The following is a 22,813-nucleotide window of genomic DNA, read 5'->3' as shown; positions in this document are numbered from 1 at the left end:
CATCAAAATCTAAAAAAATCCGGCCGCATATAGCAGCCGGATTTTTGACATCTGTAATTGTTAATCATCCGGATCGGATGATTTCTCTACAATTTATAAGTAAAGCTTCCTGCTATGCTTAATAATCTCTGCGGATTAGCTGTTGTATACCCAATCCAGTAATGTTCATTCGTCAGGTTATCTGCTTTAAATCCAATTCTGAATTTTCGGGTATCATAGAACACATTCGCATTCATTACAAAATACTTCGGCAATTCGAAAACACCTGCAGTTGTATTAATAATTCTGTTGGCACTCGCATAATTACCCCCTATTCCGAAACCTAGACCTTTAAGATTTCCTTCTGAAAACTGATAACTTGCATTGAAGTTTGCCAGCCATGGAGATGAAGCTGTATTTGGTCTTCTTCCTAATACACTGGCATCGGTTGTTTCTGTAAACTTGGAGTCATTGTAACTTACTCCCGCAATTAATGAAAATCCTTTTACAAGATAAGCATTGATTTCCAGCTCAACTCCTTTACTATTGCGTTTCCCCATTTGTTGCTCGATTGCTCTTACTTCTGGTGCTGGTGTATAATCTATAATTTGCAGAGAGTTTCGAACATTGATATTATAGTAATTTACTGTTGCATTTATTTTTCCATTCAGTAGATTCGCTTTAAAACCGCCTTCCCATTGATTTGCTTTTTCCGGATCTGAAAGCTTCAAATTCGATGCTTTATCGGCAATATAATATCCATTGCTGGTAAAACTGTTTTGATAATTACCAAATACCGAAAACTTATCTTTGATAATTTCATATACAATTCCCAGCTTAGGTGACCAGGCTCCCTGTGTATAAGCTGGTGTATCATTACTTCCTCTTACTCCACCTTTAAAGTCTATACTCTCATAACGGATGGAAGTCATTACATTGAGCCCTGGTATCAATGTCAATACATTGGAAATATAGGCACTGTAGGTATTCGATTTATTTTTCAACGGCCATGTGGACAATGTAGCTTTGTTTGCATCATAGTATGCTGTAACATAATCTGCATTGAAATTAGAATAATCTACTCCACCGGTAAAAGGAACAAAATCTATTACTCCGGAATAAAAGAACTGATCATTGCGCGTTCTAAGAAAATCTGCCCCTACAACAGTACGGTTTCTCATACTCCCAATATGGAAATCAAAATTAAAATTCTGTTGTACCTGTAAGTAGCGCTGGTTGCTATCCCGGGTAGACTGATCTCCTCTGTGTAAACCTATTGCTTTATCATTAGGATCTGCACCATAAGACTTGGTTGTAATATAAAAATAAGGATTATACCCATTAGAATAATTGTAAGCACTGTTTATTGATGTAGACGATTTTATATGCTCATTAATCTTGTAATTGACTTGTCCGAAAATATTGCGTGTACGCCCTGTATTATACAATCCGGAGCCTATATAAGGGTTCTTATAATTAAGTCCTGCTCTTTCCAGATCTTTCATATTGGAGTAACCAGACTGAGTGGGAGATCCTATAAAGAAGAAGTTCTGCTCTGCCTGTGTTCTGTTATCATACATTTCATATTCTACATTTACATCCAGCTTATTATTTATTTTCCATGTTAAACTAGGGGTAAATGCCAGGTAAGTATTTTGTACTTTCTTATTCTGGAAGTTTCCTTCTGTAGTATAGGCAGTATTCACACGGAAGAGCAATTTTTTATCTTTTGTAAGCGGTGTATTAATATCGGCTTGTGCTCTGTAAAAATCATAACTTCCACCTGTAACCAAAAGACTTCCGCCAAAAGTTTCATACGGTTTTTTGGTAATCCTGTTGATTACACCCCCGTAAGACGTTACATTACTTCCATATAATGTGGCAGAAGGACCTTTTAATACCTCAATTTTTTCAATATTAATAGCGTCCATTGTTCCGTTTACCGGCGCTACAAGTCCATTTCTAAGCGAGTTATTGGAGATAAAACCTCTCAGGTTAACATAAGCTCCACCATCTCCTGCACGACCTGTTGCATTCCACATTTTTTGTAGACCTGTTACATTTCTGAAGGCATCGTCTACAGTAAATACCATCTGATTTTCCAGCGCAATTCTGTCCACCGAGGAATAAACCTGCGGATTCTCAATAGCCCGCAATGGCATTTTGTTTGTGTAATCACTATCTTTTTTAATATAGGCTTTAATTATTACCTCATCGATTTTTTTTGCATTCGCTGAATCTTTTTGCTGTGCAAAAATCATAATACCGGAAAGTACAGATGCACTTAGTATTAACTTCTTCATATTATACGGTCTTTTTTATTTATAATGTTGTTTTACATTCCGGGATAAAAGAAATATCAGAAATTCTACCAGATCTGTACAAATACAAGTAATAGCTTCTTTAAATCTTTTATTTTCTAAAAAAATCAGAAATAAGCCTTTTACAAAACTTATAACAAGTAAACATTACGGATGCTATATACTCGTTTATGTCATCCGAATCCATGTATTATCGCTTTAAACTTTATCAAGATTTTTTGCAAATTTATTATTTTAAATTATTCTAAATTAATACATATGTCTAAAATCATATTTTTTCTTTAAATAATTCTAATAATACTTTTCACTTTCAAGTGATTTTATTTGATTACTGTAACATTTCATCAATGAAAACGTCCTATTTACAAATATCTTTAAACTATAGTATCATGACAGAAAAATCAATGAAAAGGAAACTAGACTTCCTAACCACTTATGTAATAGTTAGCTCACTGGCATTTATTATTTTCATACTCAGTGGCTTCAGAGACAAAGAGAAAAAAGAAAACTTTGATGAACTAACTGTAAAGAAGATTAATATAGTAAGTGAAAAGGGAGATCTGCGTATGGTAATTAGTAACGAACACCGCCAACATCCGGGAATTATGAATGGTGAAAAACTTCCGGACAGGGAACGATCTTCAGGAATTATTTTTTTCAACTCTTCGGGTGACGAATGCGGAGGACTGGTCTATGATGGCAATGAAAAAGATGCCGGAATGGTACTTTCTGTGGATAAGTTTAGGGACGATCAGATTATGCAGCTCCAATATATGGAAAACACTAAGAATTATGACCGGAAATATGGATTGCAGATCTGGGATTATCCGAAAGAAAAAACATTCAGTGAAAGAATGAAGAGATTCAACGCATTGGATAAGCTCAAGAATAAAGAAGAGCAGCAACGAGCTCTAAAGAAAATGAAAGCAGACAGCCTTCTAATGGAAGACCGCCTTTTCATTGGTAAAAACTTCAACAAGGATGTTGGCTTGTTTATAAAAGACCAGCAAGGAAAACCAAGAATAAAAATATATGTTGATAAAAATAATGAAGCCAAAATAGAACTTCTCGGTGAAGACGGAAAACCCGTTAAATAATGTAATAATCAACTTTGTCAAGGTTAAATTCTGAAAAATTTTTACCGAAGCAAATTTCAGATCATAGTCCATGAAACATTAGATCAAAATCTATTAAAACTAGAATTAATTCTAATACTAAAGATTGATTAAACTCAGGTTTTAGCTCTTCCGACTAAATGACTTGTAAAAATTGATATTCCCGAAAGCACCAAGATAACGCTCCTCCGGAACGCTCTGGATTATAGTGACTATAGGTTCTATGGAGATAAAGTTCCTAAAGGAACTTGTCTTTACTTTGATAAATTATATTTTCTGTATAAAACTCCAAAAATATCAGAGTTGTTTAAATCTTAATTCAAAAAAAAATTAGACTTCTATAAGCTCAGTCTGACATCTTTAAACATGAAAATATTTTGAGAAAACAATGTCACTCTGAGAAAACATGGATATAGGAAAGTGTGTATTCTGGAGGAATACTATCTCAGAATAAAGATGACCATTAAATTATTATTACTATACACACCTCATAAAAACCATTCCTAATCTTGTTCCAAGTTAAAACCCCGCTGAATAATTATTCAGCGGGGTTTTTTATAAAAAATTAAAGATAAAATATAATGCGTCAAGTTTTGACGCCACCCCCGATTACATTTGCTCCATAACCAAAATAACCAACATTATGGATAAGATTACACAAACACACATTGGAAAACTTCACCCCGCGATAAGGGAGGAAGTCATGCAGATTATCAGGGATTGCGATGCGGCATTGACCGGAAGGGCAAAAATAAGAATTACACAGGGGCTCAGAACTCATGCAGAACAGGCTAAACTATATGCACAAGGCAGAACTGCACCAGGGCTAAAAGTAACCAATGCAAGACCTGGACAAAGTATTCACAATTATGGTCTGGCTGTGGATATCTGTCTGATTATTGATGGCAAAACAGCAAGCTGGGATATTGCAAAGGATTGGGATGGCGATCGTATTGCCGACTGGCAGGAATGTGTAAAGATTTTCGCCCGCTATGGCTGGGAATGGGGAGGTAACTGGAAGACTTTTAAGGATTATCCACATTTTGAAAAGAAAAATCTACGCACCAGATATGGTATCATTTCCACAGACTGGAAAGTACTTTCAAAAATGCCTAAAGATAAATCAGGATATATCCTTATTTAAATTAATCGATAGCTAGGGCATAAAATACACTGCCCTCTCTCCTGACTCCCACACAAAAGTTTTATCGTCAGATAATGACTCAATGTATGACCAGAAAAATCTCTGATTTTTCCTTTATGCATGATATTCTGGAAATTCCCGAATGATCTTGCATTCAAATTAATGAAACCAGACAGCGTTTCATACACCCATTTTTAAAACAAACATCAAACAAAACATTATGAAAAAGATTTGTATCCTCTCCCTTGACGGGGGAGGCATAAGGGGAATTATCTCCTGTATTATCCTCAGATATATTGAGGAACAGCTTCAGAAGCAAGACAACTCCCAAAATAAACTGGGTGATTATTTCGACTTGGTAGCCGGAAGCAGCACCGGTGGCCTGATTACATCGATTATGCTTTATCCGGATGAAAACCGGAATGCACGATATTCCATACAAAAAGGCCTGGAACTGTATTCGGAAAAAGGAGAAGATATCTTTCAGGTTTCTTTTTTTAAACGGCTAATCAACCCTTTTGGGCTTTTCAATGAAAAGATCTCGCAGGAAGCCCTGGAAAAAAACCTCAACGACTTCTTCGGAAAACTGGAATTAAAAGAACTGATAAAACCTTGCCTGATTACAAGTTACGACATCGAAAACAGAAGGGCAAAGCTTTTTAACTCTGCCGATGCAAGCATTAGCACAGATAATTTTCTGGTGAAAGATATCTGTCGTGCTACATCTGCAGCACCTACCTATTTTAGTCCGGCAAGAATTCAGTCGCAATATGGACAGAATTTCAGTCTTATCGATGGTGGTGTTTACGCTAATAATCCGGCTTTATGTGCTTATGCCGAAGCCCGGAAAATGCCATTCGGCCAAATTTTTAAAACCGATCAAAAGCCAGATTATCCTACAGTAAATGATATGATAATTATTTCTATCGGAACAGGATCTGAAGCGAAATCTTATCCATTCAAGAAAATGGAAAATGCAGGAAAACTGGCATGGATAGGACCTTTAATAGACATTCTTCTTTCTGCCAACGCGGAAACTGTAGATTATCAGCTTTCTCAGATGTTTCAGACATTGGGAAGCCGTAATCAGAAAAATTACTATCGGATTAATCCTTCTCTGAAAAACGCGTCTCCATCTATGGACAATGTAAGGGAAGAAAACATTGAAAATCTTATTCAGGCGGGTCTTGCTTATATTGACGAGAACAAAGAAATGCTGAATCAGATTGTACAGAAACTCATCCGGAATAAAACGGGCTAATGGTGAATAGTTGTTGGTTGTTGGTTGCCGGAATTGAAATCTTCCCATTTATTATCCCTTAAGAACACAGAAAAGCAAAAAAATTGAAAATAATTTTTAATGCGTCAAGTTCTGTCGCCACGGGTCAGGATCTTTGTCCTGTTGATGGTTGACAGCTGGCAACTGATAACCAACAACTCACTCCCCTTCTCATTTAAAACCTTACACCTATGAACATCACGAAACCGCCGTAACAGGCAATTACAAAAATCAATTCATTACTAACCTTAAAAATAAAATATTATGAAAAAAATAAGCATACTACTACTCACAATTCCCGGTTTTTATTTTGCCCAACTGGCAACACCCCAGGGACAAATGTTAGCAACCGAAAATCCAAACACTGGATTTATCGGAATTGGTACTACCAACCCTTTAAGCAAACTAGATATAGATCTTAAAGTTGGTGGAGGAATAAGCTCACCAATTATACGTGGGAGTGATAGTTACATATCTTCCGGATTGCGCTTCATTGATGATTCTTATACTCAACCCGGACAGGTAAAAGAATGGGCAATCTGGAAAGGAAATACTTTTTCAAAGGGGCTAAGTTTTATGAGATACGACGCCGTAAATCGCTGTGAAGGAGGCATATGTGATATTGCATTGCAACTAAATGATAACGGTAATGTAGGAATTGGCAATGCGTCCCCTCAATACAAACTTGATGTCAATGGCAGCTTCAGGGTTGGGCTAGATAATTTTTTCAGTTACAATGGTGGTGCTGATATTTTCTTGAGATACTTGGGAAGAGGTTCAGGAGGAAGAGCTATCGTACATGACAATAACAATACGCTAACACTAAATTATGCAAATGATTTTTCCGGCGGAACTTTGCTAGGAACTTCTTTTTTAGTAAAAGGTGATGATGCAAGGTTAAATGGCAAACTCGAAGCCAGGGAAATTAAAGTGACCACTACTCCGACTGCTGATTTTGTTTTTGAAGATTCTTATCAGCTTCCTAATCTGGAAAGTGTGGAAAAACACATTAAAGAAAAGAAACATTTACCTGAAATAGCTTCCGCAGCGGAAATGCAGAAAGAGGGTGTAAACATCGGAGATTTTCAGATTAAGCTTTTACAAAAAATTGAAGAGCTCACTCTTTATCAGATACAGCTCAACAAAGAGGTCACAAACCTTAAGCAGGAAAATATACAATTAAAAGAAACACTACAAAAAATTCAAAATCATGAAAAATCTTATTAACCTTTTACTATTGGCTTCAGTAGCATTTGTCAGCTTATTGAAAGCTCAAACCGTTCAAACATTTACCTCAGCAGGAACCCAAGACCAGTATGTTCCGGTACTATTCAGCTTCAACAATAAACCTTTTTCAATCTCCCGACCAATGATACATGATAACCGGGATTGGCTGGCCTACGGCACAGCAACGATTAACGGAATTGGTTATGCCTGGGGTTCTGGCAACACCATGATTAAACTGGAAAACTATACTTATGGAATGAAAAATAGTGACTATACAGGTGGAGTATACAGCTACATAGGGAAAGTACTAGCCGAATGGGCAGAGTCTGGTATTATTGTTTATCTACGGGGAGGTACTACTTATAATACAGATGGAATTATTAAAAAAAATGATGGCACCTATACAGCAACTGCGGGGAGTCAAATAAACCTTTCAGCTGTTCCTATCACTGAACCTAACTTTAATATTCCTCCAGGAGTATATGTTTCCAATTGGGAAATTAATGCTCATACACAAAGTATGAATATAAACAATCTGTATAGCAAAAATGGAAATATCGGAATTGGTAACAATTCCCCACAATCCAAATTAGATATTAATGGAACTATAATGGTCGGTGGAGATACTGGAAATCTTGATATAACCAGCTTACCTAATAGTTTGGATATGCTTAAAAATACGGGCAAACTTGCTATTGGTTGGAACCTATCCGGAGGAGGTGGGGAAACTAATTTCATAGCTAACAGAGGAAAAGGAAGTGCTGGTGGTTTTGATTTTTATGATTATACCAATGAAGGGCAAAGAAAAAGACTACTGTTATTAAATAGCAACGGAAATGCTCTTTTAGATGGCAAACTCGAAGCCAAAGAAATTAAAGTGACCACTACTCCAACTGCTGATTTTGTGTTTGAAGATTCTTATCAGCTTCCCGATCTGGAAAGTGTGGAAAAACACATTAAAGAAAAGAAACATTTACCGGAGATTGCCTCAGCTGCCGAAATGCAAAAAGATGGGGTAAGCATCGGTGATTTTCAGATTAAACTTTTACAGAAAATTGAAGAACTGACACTTTATTCTATTGAACAGAATAAGCTGAATAAAGAGCAATCAGAATTACTGCATCAACAAATCCAGATTAATAAAACACTGGAACAACGCCTCCAAAATCTCGAAAACAATAACCAAAAAAATTAATAATCATGAAAAATAGCATATACATTCTTTTTTTACTTTTTGCCGTTTCATTGAATGCACAAACATTCCAGCAAAAAGATTTCAGTGTGGGATTTCCACATGAACAACCTAATCAAGCTGTTGATATATTATTCGGAAATAGCTATATCAACGGCTGGATCGAAGTTGATATTACAGGAACATATATCTATCAAAATAGTGTTGGGATTATCAAAAAACTATTCCAAATCGGAGTCAGTCCCTCTAATTTTATATGGTATCCCCCGACATCCAGAATTGTAGAAGCTGCCGGTCCAATATTAGACAATATTTATATTGGTGACATCGTATGGGATCCTGCAATCAATCAATACAAATTAACGATTTATCATACCTCACCTAATGCCAACCCTTATAATATCAGGCTCACTCAACATTCAGCGGAAAGTACTACTATTAGTACAGCAGTCCTTAGTAACATTTATACCAATCCTTTGAATGGTAATAACAGGCATAGTGTTTATTACAATGATAATGTAGGGATTGGGGTAACAGATCCTAAAAACAAGCTTGATGTAAACGGAACGGTGCATGCCAAAGAAGTAAAAGTAGATATGACTGAATGGGCTGACTTTGTATTCGAAAAAGATTATCATCTTCCAACACTGGATGAGGTAGAGCAGCATATCCATGAAAAAGGACATTTACCTAATATCCCCAATGCCAAAGAAGTAACAGAAAATGGTCTATCACTTGGAGAAAGCCAGAAATTACTTTTACAGAAAATTGAAGAACTCACGCTTTATTCTATTGAGCAAAACAAGCTGATAAAGGAATATTCTGAAACAAATAAAAAACTAGAGAAACGTATTTTAAAATTAGAGAAAAAATGAAAAAAATATTATTATTACTAACCTTATCATGTGCATTTGTATTGAAGTCCCAAACACTAAGTGAAACCCAAATGCAAAATGCAAGAGCTACCGGTTATGCTATCGTAGCTGCTAAAAACCCAGGAGTCGATTTTTCTATTTATGTAATTCCTTGGGATGGCATCAATAGTCTTGAACAAAATGCTAATAATAAGATTAACATAAGTTGGCATGCACAAGCAGCTGTAAAAGGACAATATTTCAATCAGTCTTTTGATGATTCTAATTTTACAGGCTACAGTTCCGTTGTCACAAGCCAGGAAGAATTTGACAAATATAAATCAACGGGAACACAATGGTGGATTATATGCAGTACACTGCCTTCATATAGCTCATCAATTTCCAGTAAAAATGGGAATATTGGCATTGGTACATTAAATCCTGAAAATTCAGAAAGCTGGGATAAAGTTTTAGAAGTAAAAGGGAATATACATTCAAAAATAATTACATCTTCTGCAAATATTACAACAGGTATATGGTCTCACGAGGTTGGCTATCACGATTCTCCAATTGGTGGCCTGGCAGGAACTTCTACAAACCATCCATATAGCTTAATCACAAATAAAACACCTAAAATGACTATTTCTGCGGATGGAAATATTGGAATTGGCACCACTAATCCTGAAAACTCAGAAAGCTGGAATAAAGTTTTGGAGGTAAAAGGAAATGAGACTTCCAAGTTTATTAATTCTACTTCTATGATCACTACAGGAATTTGGTCTCATGACTATGGTTTTTATGGTTCTCCAGCAGGCGGAATGGCAGGAACATCTACCAATCATCCTTATAGTTTAGTCACAAATAAAACACCTAAAATGACGATTGCCACAGATGGTAATGTCGGCATTGGCACAACCAATCCGCAAAACAAACTGGATGTAAACGGAACGGTGCATGCCAAAGAAGTAAAAGTAGATATGACCGGATGGGCTGACTTTGTATTCGAGAAAGATTATCAGCTTCCAACACTGGATGAGGTAGAACAGCATATCCATGAAAAAGGACATTTGCCTAACATTCCCAATACCAAAGAAGTCACCGAAAATGGTATATCACTTGGAGAAAGTCAGAAATTACTTTTACAGAAAATAGAGGAACTGACGCTTTATTCTATTGAGCAAAATAAGCTGAATAAAGAGCAATCAGAATTACTGCGTCAGCAGCAACAGGAAATTCAGGATTTGCGAAATGAGATTAAAGTGATTAAAAAATAAAGCTTTTTCAAAATTTTGACAGCCACATAGACACCTGAAACGAATCCGACAAAAAACACTTCGGATTACCTCTCTATAAGCTTCTTCAATTTTTCGCTCCCTTTTTAGCATACCGAAAATCCGGTATGCCTAGGGCTTCTCATCCCAATATTTCTAATTATTTAAAAATTTTTAAAATAAAAATATAATGCGTCAAGTTCTGTCGCCACGGGCTATGATCTTTGTCCCAGAAAGAAAAACACTAAAAAAATAAAATATTATGAAACCACTAAAAAAACACAAAAGCAGGTCGCCTTAGGAGCCTTCTTACTAACTCAATCAAATATTAATAACATTACTTAATAATATATATTATGAAACGATATTATAAATTTTACAAAACAATAATATTACTATCCATATTTGCTCCTTTGTTGAAACTTGACAATATTAAAGGGCAAACAACTTCCGTTGAAAAGATGAATTTATTCAAAACATCTCCGGAAACTAGTAAACTATTTCAAAAAGTAGATATTCCTGTAAACTATTCAACAGGAGGAATCAATTATTCATTACCTATTTATACCATAAAGTTAAAAAACATTGAAATCCCTATTCAGCTGAACTACCGAAGTTCAGGATTTCAGATCAATGAAAATGCCACATCTGTAGGACTGGGTTGGGATTTAGAAATAGGAGGATCAATTACCCAAACAAAAAAACAAGGTAGTGGCCCTGAAAACCGAATTAATTTCGATGAAAATCGAATTCTCGATCCAAGATGTAATGGAGATGATTCTAATCCACTAGTACAGGCTAGGTGTTCAAATTCAGATTACGAATGGGTAATGAATTCTGCCTTTGGTGGTAATCAAAATTATACGTTATATGCGTCACAGTTAAGAACTGGGAATCCAATTGATGGTTATGTAACAAGAAAATCATTTTTACCTACCCTTACCTATGACCTTAAAACAGAACAAGATATATTCTATTATTCTTTTCCTGGTGAATCCGGAAAATTCTTTTATGATTCTAATAAAAAGAAGTATCTCACAATTCCTTATACAAGAAATGAAATAGAGCACACATCCGAATTTTATATAATGAAAGATTCCAAAGGTAATAAATACTATTTTTCTAAAACTGAAAATCCGGAATGGCAAGATGCATTTTCTATGGCAACATATTATTCAAATGGTACAGAACATAATGAAGGTATTCCCCGAAATCCTACTGCAGGAGTAGCCAAATATTTTTTAAAGAAAATAGAAACGAGTAATGGAGATATTATCTCTTTTAATTACAGTCCTGTTACTTACAGAATAGAGCATCCTGAAGTTTTCAATTATATAACCAGTGTCAATTCTGATCCTAGAATTGGAATATCATCCATGGATGATTTTTCACAAATTAATAGTACTTATAGAGATTCAAAGGTTTGGGGAAGAACTGTTATTACAACTAACAGGCTTGATAAAATAACTGTAAATGGAAAAGAAATTGTAAACCTAAAATATAGTGCTGAAGCCCGGAAAGATTTAAATCATTCACATCTTGAACTAGGTATTCCACCTGAAAATATCGTAGCTGTACCAGAGAATCAAAAGCCAAGAAGTATAGAAGAAATTACTATTACTGAAGGGAGTAGAAAAATCATCTGTAATTTAGACTATGATTATTTTGGTAAGACAGGGGTTAACAATCCCAATGATAACGTTATTACTTCAAAAAAGTACAGATTAAAGCTAAACTCCGTAGCTTTTAATGATGGAGCTTTGTACAATTTTAACTATTACGAGGACAACAATATTACTTTACCAGATAAAAATGCCGCGGATAAAAAGGATCATTTAGGTTATTTTAATAATCAAAGTCATTTTTATACAGCATACAAAACCAAAGATGAAGTTTATGAAATGGCAACAGCTCCATATAAATCATCAAATCTGGAAACTTCTCAACTAACCGTACTCAAATCTATTGAATATCCTACTAAAAGCAAAGATGAATTTATCTATGCATTAGGTACCAGCGGAGGGCTGAATATAGAATCAATAAAAACATATGAAAATATTAACAACACAATACCCAGCTCTTATAAAAAATTCAAATATTATGACAGTCATAGTATTGAGCCAAAATATTCAAACATTGTTTTTGCAAATGTATTTAAAGGTGAGTATGAAGGAATACCATTAAGCCTACGAGATGCTGTAAGATCTTATTCTTTTACATCTTATTCTTCCAGTGCAATCAATCAGTTAATCGCTTTTAATGGATTTCCAAATTTTTATGAAACAGTAGAAGAATATTCCTATGACAAGGATAATAATAATAAAGGTATGACCAAGTATCGTTTTACTTATGAAAAAGATCCGGAGTATAGCAGCTATGGTTCTCATCATTTTACAATACCTCTCACAGATAACAGTTGGAAAAGGGGACTTTTGAAATCTACTACAACTTTCAAAGCCGGAGATTTCATAACACCAATAAAAAGTATAATGAATACATACAAATTTGGAGATTTAAATCTTGATTATTCAAATTTAACACTAGGCTCAGCACTTCCATCAGTTAATAAAAATCAGGGATACTTTGTTAATTATTTTATTTCATTAATAAATCCCGAGGTGAAATTTCAGAATCATACTCCAGATATTTCTTTTATAACTCCTTATCAACCTGAAGCTAAATTTACAACTCATATCAATTTACTAGTTTCTGGTTCTGTATATAAAACGGCCGAAACACTTATAGAATGGCTTGACGACAAATCACTTATAACCAATACTAGCTATAGCTATGATGAAACAGGTAGTAATCAGCTTAAGTCTCAAAAAATAACTTTTCCAGACGGAAATGTTAGTGAAACAACTTATACATATGCTGAAGAAGAAGGCAAAACTGATATGATTAATGCTAATATGGTAAGTATTCCTTTAAGAACAGAAACCAAATTTAATAATAAATTAGTTTCAAAAACATTTACAGATTATCTGAAAAACACCCAAACAAATAATTTGATATTGCCAACCCTTTCTCAGATTTTCGACCTTCAAAATCCCGCAGTTGCAAAAAATGAAATAGCTTATGATCGTTACGATAATAAAGGAAATATTATACAGTTTACTGAAAAGGGATCAAATACAACAACTGTTATTTGGGGATATAATCAGACTTTGCCAATTGCAAGAATTGAAGGAACCTCTTACGATCAAGTTTCTGCATATATAGCACCTATTATATTTGCATCAGATATTGATCAAGCAGAAGGAAGTACGATATCTGAGCAAACTTTAATTAATGCATTGGATACATTCAGAAACCGGGCTGAACTCTCAGAATATAAGATTACTACCTATACCTATGATCCTTTAGCTGGTGTTAGTAGCATTACTCCACCTTCTGGGATTCGTGAGAATTACAAATACAACAATATAACCAATAGGTTAGAGCTAGTTTCTGATGTCAATAATAAGATTTTAAAAGAATATCAGTATCATTATCCGCATACTTATTATAGTTCAGAGAAAAACAAAGTTTTCACTAAAAATAATTGCCCTGACAGATTTATTCCTGGTACATATAACTATGTAGTACCAGTCGGTAAATATTATTCAATTATTAGTCAGGCGGATGCTGATCAAAAAGCTGAAAATGACATTAATCAGAACGGGCAGAATATTACCAATCAAAATGCATCATGTACAGGATATTTTAACGCTCAATTCGATAAAATGTTTACCCGAAATAATTGTCAAAGTAACGAAACTGGTGGAACATACATTTATATTGTACCAAATGGAAAATACTTTTCAACAATCAGTCAGGAAGATGCCAATCAAAAAGCTCAAGATGACATTGATCAAAATGGCCAAAATGCAGCTAATCAAAATGCATCATGTCGAATTAATGGATTTTATAATGTAATAAAAGGAGCAACTTTTACCAGATCCAACTGTCCGAATGATACAACTCCCGGAACATATTATTATACAGTCCCTGCAGGTAAATATTATTCCAATATTAGCCAAGAAGATGCTGATCAAAAGGCTCAAAATGATATCAACCAGAACGGACAAAATTCTGCGGATATGTATGCAAGCTGTATTGCAGGAGAATGTGAAATTAATTCTGAGAATGCATATGATGTTGTTTCTATCAGTTCCAGATTTGCAGAAACTACTCCCGGACGCTTTAGAGGCACCATAGGTGCACGATTCTCGGATTCTGTAAACCAATTTAGTACAGTCGTTCTAGGATATATAGGTAGTTCGTGTAGCCCTACAACTAGTGAAAAACAAGTTCTGGCTTCTTCAAATGGGAATACATGGAGAGTATATATTCATCCAAGCGGTGAAGTTAGCGTACGCTTCATTAGCGGAACATTTAGCAAACAAGTATCTCTATCATTTGAATATGATAAGAATTAAGTACGAAGTCGGAAGTTAGAATTACGAGGTGCAAAATACTGAAATTAAGAGAGAAAAGCAGGTTGGTGCTTTCATCACCTGTTCTCTCTTCTACTTAGAAATTAGAGATTAGACGTTAGAGGTTAGAGGTTAGCCCTTATAGTCTTATAACTGAATATCTGATAATCTTTATTATGATCTTTCCAAAAAAACAAAAAGCAAAAACTCTTTTTTAATACGTCAAGTTTTGGCGTCACCAGCTAGGATCTTTGCTTTAACAAAAGAAGTTAGGGGTTAGACTTTAGAAGTTAGACATTCAATGTCCGGCCTTATAACTTATAGCTTCCTTTCTAACCTCCATAACTTCTATAACCTTATAGCTGGTGAAACTTATAATTGAAAAACAAAAACACAAAAAATCGCAAAAAGTAATTATTAATCTTTAAAAACCAAATCGTTATGTTTAAGTTCAAACATTTTTATACCATGGGAATTCTCATGGCAGGGACTCTCTCATCCCATGCCCAAATTATTCTTACCAATCCGGTTACAGAACAAAACAAGTCTGTTACGGATCCTTACAGCATCAGGCTCCTGCCAGGGTTCAATGCCGCTTCGCCTGCCGTCAATAGCTTCAGGGCTTCTCTGGGGGCGTCTTCAAACCCCAACCCTACGCCTAATAATTATGCTCCTGATCCGACGGCTTCTATTTCGGTGAATGAGAATTACATCTACTCGCGTACTTATCTGGCTCCGCGCTCTTCTTCGGATCCTGCTGCCCCTCAGCAGCAGAGTATCTCCTATTTTGACGGACTCGGCAGACCCAAACAGGAGCTTTCTATTAAGTCTACACCAAATGGGAATGACTTGGTTACTGACATTCCGTATGACAGCTTCGGGCGTCAGGTGCAGTCCTGGCTTCCGGTTCCAATGAACTCTCTAAACGGAAATATCCAATCGGGAGTTCAGGCTGCAGCCCGAAATCATTACAAAAAAGCTGACGGATCTACAGATCCTCTGGCTTATGGAGAGAAAACACTCGAAAACTCTCCTCTGGACAGAGTTCTCGCTCAGGCTGCTCCGGGTTCTGACTGGGATGGCAAAAAAGTACAATACCAATATGCTGCTAATGCCGATGGTGAAGTCTACCGTTATACCACCAGTACTTCCTGGAGTAATAATGCAACAGTTTCTGTTCTAGGACTGAGTGGTACCTATGGAGCCAATAGTTTGTACAAGAATGTCGTTACCGATGAAGACGGAAACTTAACAATAGAATTTAAAAACGGACAGGGACAAACTCTTCTGGTTCGCAAGAATGATGGCTCCCATGATATGGATACTTATTATGTATACAACGAGTACAATCAGCTTGCTTTTGTTATTCCGCCTTTAGCCATTCACAAAGGTGTTGATGCTACACTCCTTAATGAACTGGCTTATCAGTACCGTTATGACGGTCAGAACAGACTGGTGGAAAAGAAGCTTCCGGGGAAAGACTGGGAATATATGGTCTATGACAAGCAAGACAGACTGGTATTAACCCAGGACGGAAAACTCCGCCAGCAGAATAAATGGCTCTTTACCAAGTATGATAAATTCGGAAGAGTGGCTTACACAGGATTACTGGATAGTGCTCCGGGAAGAGATGCCCAACAAAGCAATATGGTTAATTTTGGCGTTAATAACGAAGAAAGAAGTGCTTCCGGTTTTGCACAAAACGGAGCAACTGTTTATTACAGCAGTTCAGCCTATCCTGTTGCTAACTTTACTCTGTTAACCGTTAATTATTATGATGAATATCCACCGGGAAGTCCGGCTGTATTTAATGGTGCTTCGGTTCTGGGCTCTTCTCCGGTAAATGGAAGAAGTACAAAAGGACTTCCAGTCGCTTCTATGGTGAAGAATATTGAGGATAATGGCTGGACAAAATCTTATACCTGGTATGATGATAAAGCAAGACCTGTAGCCACAGAATCTCAGAACCATCTTGGCGGTTATACAAGGACAAGTTCTGTATTAGCTTTCTCCGGAGTACCTACCAGTACTACAACCTATCACAAAAGGGATGCTTCATCAGGGGAAATGGTCATAAAAGAAGATTTTTCTTACGATCATCAGAACCGTCTGGTAAAACATACCCATCAGCTAAATGGTGGCCCGGTGGAAGTTTTGACGGAGAATATCTACAATGAGCTTGGACAGTTGGAAGCCCGAAACATTGGAAATGGTATTCAGTCCATCAAAAACGAATACAATATTCGTGGGGCTTTAACCAAAATGAATGATCCAAAGAATTTGCTGAATAAGCTTTTCGGATTTGAGCTGAAGTATATTAATCCTTCGGGAACTTCTAAAAAGTACAATGGCAATATTGCGGAAACTGACTGGGCAACACAAAGTGACGGAACACTAAGACGTTATAGTTACCAATATGATGGGGTAAACCGATTAAAAGAAGGAAACTATTGGGATAATGCCGGAGCTGCTAGTGGATCTTATGCAGAGAAGTTAAATTATGATCTGAACGGAAATATCACCGGATTGCAAAGAACGGGTCTGGGTGCCGGGGTAATGGATCAGCTGAGTTATACGTATGATCAATCGGGGAATAGTAATAAACTGATAAGGGTGAATGATGCTTCTGGAAATGCAGCGGGTTATCCAATAGGTGGAAATACGATTGGTTATGATATCAATGGTAATATGGTGAATCATCTGGATAAGGGGATTTCGAATATTGCTTACAATTATCTGAATTTACCGAGTAGTATTACAGCTTCTATGGGGAATACAGATTATGTATACCGCGCGGATGGGACTAAGGTAAGAAAGGTATTTGGGGGTAAAACTACGGATTACCTGGATGGGTTCCAGTATGAGAATGGTGTGTTACAGTTTGTGCCGACTTCGGAGGGGTATTATGATGTAGTGAAAAATAAGTATATTTACAATTATACGGATCACCTTGGAAATGTAAGGTTGAGCTACACTAAAGGTGCTTCCGGAGGAGCGGAGATCATTGAAGAAAATAATTATTACCCGTTTGGTTTAAAACATCAGGGATATAACTCGAGTTCTTTAGCCAATAATGCTTATCAGTACAAATATCAGGGACAAGAATTACAGGAGAATGGATGGTATAGTTTTAAGTGGAGAAACTATATACCAGAACTGGGAAGGTTCTTTAACATCGATCCATTAACCGAAGATTATGAGATATGGACACCATATTCATTCAGTGGAAATAGAGTTGTAAATGCTAGAGAATTAGAAGGGTTGGAACCTGTAGATATTAATAAAAGTAATTTGCCTAGTGATCCTATAGAATTTGCTGAAATGATTGGAGGAGGAATTAATAGTGTTAGAGCTTCTGTGTCAAACCTTGTGGGCCGTGCTATAAATTGGGTAACAAACGATAGAATTAATAATAAATATGAAGTCAACGACGGTTCTTTAGTTCTTGTTACAGGTACTCCTAAAGAGTCGGGGAAAGAAAAATTGATTAACACAGTTAGTGATTTAGCAACCATTGGTTTAGCCACTTTAGGTGGACCAGAGGGGATGTTAATGAGTCAAGGAGGAAAAGCTCCTGCTATAAAAATTGCGGAAGAGTTAAAAAAAACAACAAAAATGGATGTTGTTGAGAAAGGAACTCAAGCATGGGATAAGGCAATTCAAAGTATAAAAACTAGTAAAAAAATTGATATTCTAACTAACACCGCAACTGATGCTAAAAATTTATTAAAAGAAGCAAAAGGTGATATAAATAGGTATAAAAACTATACAAATAAGCAATATAAGAAAGGTTATGAAACTCATAATGTTCAAAACAAAAGAGAATTACAAGTTGGTAATGATAAACAACATATAAAATGGAAAGATGGAAAATCCTCAGGCCATATTTTTTATAACAAACCAAATTAAAAGATGAGTAATACTATTATTAAGAAAACTTTTTATAGTGAGTATTTTGATGAGAAAATCGAAAATATTTATCTACTAGATGAAGACGAAGCTTCAAAATTATGGAGTGATAAAATTGATAAAAGTTCAAATAATTTTTATAAAATAAATGATGATAATCCAATAATTTATAATTCAAAAAACATAGGAGATTGGAGGAATTATTATGACTCTAATAATATTTTAGGTTTACAAAAATTTTTAAAATCGATATTAAATTGGGAAAAAGAGGAGCTAGTATTCTTCTGTATAAATAAGAATACCATTATAACAACCCTTTATCATGTCTTTTTAGAAAATATTTTTAATTTTTTAGAATTATATGACGATTGTCCAATATTAATCTCTCATGAAAAATTAGAATGTATTTACTTTACACCTTTAGGTAATACTTTTTATTCATCCTATAAAATTTGATATATCCAAACTAGTAGCTCCCCGCTAGCAGAAACATCTTGCTCATGACTAATAAAACATTTAAAAGCTGCCTTTTTAGGCAGCTTGTTTTATTAAACATAGTATATTTACATTGATACGAGCGAGACGCTCTCATCGGCGGGGTTATATATTAATAACTCGGCAATAAAATTGTAATTATGACAAATATAAAACGCGCTTATTATTATTTTTTTTACAAAATGTATAAGTTAATAGATTATACTTCCGCAATATCTGGTGGAGTTTTTTTAACAGATTTTAAAGCAAGTCTTGCTATGATCGCACTTGAAGTATGGTTTGTAGCTTCTCTTTTTAATTACTATACAATTTTAATTGATGAAAATTTCATAGTAAAAAAAATACATTTTATTATATTAGGTATTTTAGTCCTTTTACTTAGTTATTTTACCTTTGATAATAATGGTATATGGAAAGATTATATTAAAAAATTTGATCAATTACCAGAAAGAGTAAATAAAAAGGGAAGTATATTTTTTTATGCTATTATTATATTTATTATAGGTAATTTTATTCTATCCTTATATTTATTATATGAAATAAGAAAAAATTAGTATCTAACATCCCTGGATAAATATAAGTCTAAAGCTAAATTGCCCATGTGAGCCTCTAGTTTACAACTAATAAAATATCTAAAAAGTTGCCTTTTCAGGCAGCTTATTTTATTAAAAGACTATATTCTCATTAATACGAACGAAACGCTCACATCAATACAGCTTTTCTAAAAGAAAAAACAATTGAAATATAATCGATTTTCTGAGTTCAAGACCGGGTTAAAATAAACCTCTTTTTTCCAAAAAAGTTATCCACAAAATATAGAACGACACATCTTGTCGCTCTACTCTTTTATCTTTGTTATCTAAGATTAATGGCTACGAAACCTACTTGATTTCAGTGATCATGGAGGTTGAGAGTGACCATAAAACAAACATAACCCCATGAAAAAAGATTTCTATCTTACCCGCTATGCTCTTATCATTAAGAGATTAGAAAGCTCTCCTGCAACTTATGCACAACTGGAAGAGTATCTGTTGGGCTCCTTCGAATTTCAGGATGCCAAGATCACCGGCTACTCTATCCGAACCCTGCAAAGGGATATTAAAGAAATCGCCAGCCTTTTCAACCTTAATATCCATAACAAAAAGAAAGGCGACAACCGTTATTACATAGAGAGTCGACCGGTAATGGAAATCGACGAGTACAACCAAAAACTTCTGGAATCTTTTCAGATCAGTAATGCTCTGAATCTACATCCCGACTTCTCTTCTTTTGTATTCTTCGAAACCCGTAAACCTACCGGACTCGAGCATTTCTACGATCTGTTTTTTGCCATTCGTAATAAAAGAGTGGTAACATTCGAGCATTTCAGCTATCAGACCCGACTGATGACTTCCCGCAAGGTACAACCCTTAGCTCTAAAAGAATCCAAAAACAGATGGTACCTGATTGCTGTAGATACCAAAGACAAAGCCTTGAAATCTTTTGGACTGGACAGAATTAATTATCTGGAGGTAAGCAATGGAAAATATCGTGAAAAGTACAATCTGAATTTTAAAGAACATTTTCAGAATGCCTTTGGTGTGATGAATCTTGCGGAACAAAAACCTGAACGCATTGTACTGAAATGTTCCCGCCATCAAGGTGAGTATATCCGTAGCTTTCCGCTGCATACTTCACAAAAAAGCTTCAGAGAAACACCACAACATATATGGTTCGAGTTTTTCCTGCATCCTACTTACGATTTTATGCAGGAAGTTTTATCATTTGGTCAGGAAGCCGTAATATTGGAGCCTGTATGCCTCTCAGAACAGATTACAGCACATCTGAAAAATGCTTTAAAAAATTATGAATAAAATAACCGTTTGATGATAATAATTCGATATTTTTGTAAAACACCACTCACACAATTAGTATGAAATTATTTAGACTCTTTGCTCCGGCACTGATCGCTATACTCTTCAGCATGTCTGTAAAAGCGCAGCAAAAGGCGACAGATTTCCTGAGTATTCCCGGGCCTGTACAATTCAACAATGCCTCATGGAAACTTAACTGGTCTTCTCATCCGAATGCCAATTATTACAAACAGGAATATCTGACTTCCGGAGAACAGACAGACAAATACAAAAAAATGCTGATGATAGATTATATCGCTGGCAATTACGCTGTAAAAGATATCGCAGGTCTAAAACTGAATGAACTGAAAAAACTAAAGGAAACCAATCCTATTGTTCAGTTTCAGATGTATGAAAACAATGGCGAGATTATTTTAGACTTTTTACTAAGTGCTAATGATAATAAAGGCAGTGTCGCTATTATCGAGCGCAATATTTACCGTTACCGTAGTGTTACCGATAGTTCTGGTAATCCTGGTATAGTTTTATTCGGACTTAGTGAAAGAGGATACGCTCCGGACATCGAAAAATTTCTGACGGATCTTAAATCCAACATTCAGACAAGCCTGAATGCTGTTTCTGCTTTCAACATTCCTCAGGTAAATCTGAAAAGCAAATAACTTTCTACCCAATTTATCAATCCTTATAAATTTAACCAGCCAATGAAAGCTGTTGTACTGAACGCTTTTGGAGATATCGATCAACTGGAAATCAAAGATACTCCTGTCCCTTCTATCGGAGAGGATGAAGTACTGATCAGGGCTAAAGCGATCAGCATCAATCCTGTGGATTCTAAAATCCGCAAAGGTATCGGCTGGGCTCCAGAATTATTGGCTTATGATCCAATTATTTTAGGCTGGGATGTATCCGGAATTGTAGAAGCTGTTGGTACAAAAGTAACACAGTTTAAAACCGGAGATGAAGTTTTCGGAATGGTTAACTTTACCGGACATGGTAAGGCCTATGCAGAATATGTTGCTGCTCCTGCTGCACATCTTGCAAAAAAGCCCCGAAATATATCCCATGAAGAGGCGGCAGCCAGTACTCTTGCAGCACTTACCGCATGGCAGGCTTTCAATAGTTATGGTAAACTTCGCCCAAATGACAAAACACTTATTCACGCTGCTTCCGGAGGTGTTGGTCACTTTGCCGTACAAATAGCCAAACATTTAGGCGCTTATGTTATCGGAACCTCATCGGCTAAAAATAAAGATTTTGTACTTGGATTAGGAGCAGATGAACATATAGACTACAAATCGGTAAAGTTTGAGGAGGTTTTGCACGACCTGGATTTTGTATTGGATGCCATTAGTGGTGATAATTTTGCTAAATCTATACAGGTTCTTAAACATTTTGGAACTATTATTGGACTTCCTTCGGGATACAAAGAAGAAGATGAGAAGGCAGCACGCTCCAAACATCTGCACGCCAGTTTTTATATGAAAGTATATTCCAGCGGAACCGACATGCAGCATATTGCCGGCTTACTGGAAAGAGAAATTATAAAGCCGCATATTTATAAAGTGTATGCGCTGGACGAAATAAAAGAAGCCCACCAGCAGATAGAAAGCGGGACAACAGTTGGAAAAATCGTGGTTGGCATTTAAGAATTAGTCTAATTTACTTTACCGAAATACTTTTTGATTTCGGAACACGTTTAACAATGAATAAGGATAACAATCTGATTCCAAGCTTTATGAATGGAAAAAAATTAAAG

15 protein-coding genes are annotated in these 22,813 nt (G+C 35.6%); 14 read left to right on the top strand and 1 reads right to left on the bottom strand.

Features of this window, described 5'->3' with window-relative positions; all coding sequences use genetic code 11:
* Positions 1–86: 86 nt before the first annotated feature.
* A complete protein-coding gene (locus BAZ10_RS08365; protein ID WP_078771655.1) occupies positions 87–2,282 on the bottom strand; it encodes a TonB-dependent siderophore receptor in 2,196 nt (731 codons plus the stop codon).
* A gap of 407 nt (positions 2,283–2,689) precedes the next feature.
* Here BAZ10_RS08365 and BAZ10_RS08360 point away from each other — a divergent pair, with 407 nt between their 5' ends.
* From BAZ10_RS08360 to BAZ10_RS08295, 14 genes are all read left to right on the top strand, one after another.
* Positions 2,690–3,397 carry a hypothetical protein gene (locus BAZ10_RS08360; protein WP_078771654.1) on the top strand — a complete coding sequence of 236 codons (708 nt, stop codon included), beginning with the start codon at positions 2,690–2,692 and terminating at the stop codon, positions 3,395–3,397.
* 661 nt (positions 3,398–4,058) lie between these two features.
* The gene (locus tag BAZ10_RS08355; protein ID WP_078771653.1) at positions 4,059–4,559 is read left to right on the top strand and encodes a M15 family metallopeptidase; all 501 of its coding nucleotides are present in this window, start codon (positions 4,059–4,061) and stop codon (positions 4,557–4,559) included.
* Positions 4,560–4,779: 220 nt separating this feature from the next.
* Entirely contained in the window at positions 4,780–5,820 is a 1,041-nt protein-coding gene (locus tag BAZ10_RS08350; protein ID WP_078771652.1) for a patatin-like phospholipase family protein, read from the top strand.
* A 282-nt stretch (positions 5,821–6,102) separates the two neighbouring features.
* Positions 6,103–7,065, top strand: coding sequence for a hypothetical protein (locus BAZ10_RS08345; RefSeq protein ID WP_078771651.1), 963 nt, complete (start codon positions 6,103–6,105; stop codon positions 7,063–7,065).
* Positions 7,049–8,260 (top strand): hypothetical protein, encoded by a 1,212-nt coding sequence (locus tag BAZ10_RS19260; protein ID WP_245803778.1) that lies wholly within the window; start codon positions 7,049–7,051, stop codon positions 8,258–8,260. The genes BAZ10_RS08345 and BAZ10_RS19260 overlap by 17 nt, the downstream gene beginning before the upstream one ends.
* A 5-nt stretch (positions 8,261–8,265) precedes the next feature.
* Entirely contained in the window at positions 8,266–9,132 is an 867-nt protein-coding gene (locus tag BAZ10_RS08335; RefSeq protein ID WP_078771650.1) for a hypothetical protein, read from the top strand.
* The gene (locus BAZ10_RS08330; protein WP_078771649.1) at positions 9,129–10,385 is read left to right on the top strand and encodes a hypothetical protein; all 1,257 of its coding nucleotides are present in this window, start codon (positions 9,129–9,131) and stop codon (positions 10,383–10,385) included. Before BAZ10_RS08335 ends, BAZ10_RS08330 begins: the two co-directional genes overlap by 4 nt.
* A 353-nt stretch (positions 10,386–10,738) precedes the next feature.
* Complete coding sequence (locus BAZ10_RS08325; protein WP_131828255.1) at positions 10,739–14,803, top strand: DUF5977 domain-containing protein; 4,065 nt, start codon at positions 10,739–10,741, stop codon at positions 14,801–14,803.
* A gap of 438 nt (positions 14,804–15,241) precedes the next feature.
* Positions 15,242–18,709, top strand: coding sequence for a DUF6443 domain-containing protein (locus tag BAZ10_RS08320; RefSeq protein WP_245803777.1), 3,468 nt, complete (start codon positions 15,242–15,244; stop codon positions 18,707–18,709).
* A gap of 3 nt (positions 18,710–18,712) precedes the next feature.
* Positions 18,713–19,165, top strand: a complete 453-nt coding sequence (locus BAZ10_RS08315) for a DUF2947 family protein (RefSeq protein ID WP_078771647.1) — start codon at positions 18,713–18,715, stop codon at positions 19,163–19,165.
* A gap of 179 nt (positions 19,166–19,344) precedes the next feature.
* On the top strand, positions 19,345–19,758 hold the full coding sequence (locus BAZ10_RS08310; RefSeq protein ID WP_078771646.1) for a hypothetical protein: 414 nt from the start codon (positions 19,345–19,347) through the stop codon (positions 19,756–19,758).
* A 384-nt stretch (positions 19,759–20,142) separates the two neighbouring features.
* The gene (locus BAZ10_RS08305) at positions 20,143–21,057 is read left to right on the top strand and encodes a helix-turn-helix transcriptional regulator (RefSeq protein ID WP_059323484.1); all 915 of its coding nucleotides are present in this window, start codon (positions 20,143–20,145) and stop codon (positions 21,055–21,057) included.
* A 59-nt stretch (positions 21,058–21,116) separates the two neighbouring features.
* The gene (locus BAZ10_RS08300; RefSeq protein ID WP_059323485.1) at positions 21,117–21,716 is read left to right on the top strand and encodes a hypothetical protein; all 600 of its coding nucleotides are present in this window, start codon (positions 21,117–21,119) and stop codon (positions 21,714–21,716) included.
* A 42-nt stretch (positions 21,717–21,758) separates the two neighbouring features.
* Entirely contained in the window at positions 21,759–22,703 is a 945-nt protein-coding gene (locus tag BAZ10_RS08295) for an NADP-dependent oxidoreductase (RefSeq protein WP_078771645.1), read from the top strand.
* Positions 22,704–22,813: the final 110 nt, after the last annotated feature.

It is taken from the genome of Elizabethkingia occulta, assembly GCF_002023715.1.
GTDB classification, from domain to species: Bacteria; Bacteroidota; Bacteroidia; order Flavobacteriales; family Weeksellaceae; genus Elizabethkingia; species Elizabethkingia occulta.
The sequence above is the reverse complement of the archived record's forward strand: the minus strand, read 5'-3'. Positions and strand labels throughout refer to the sequence as shown.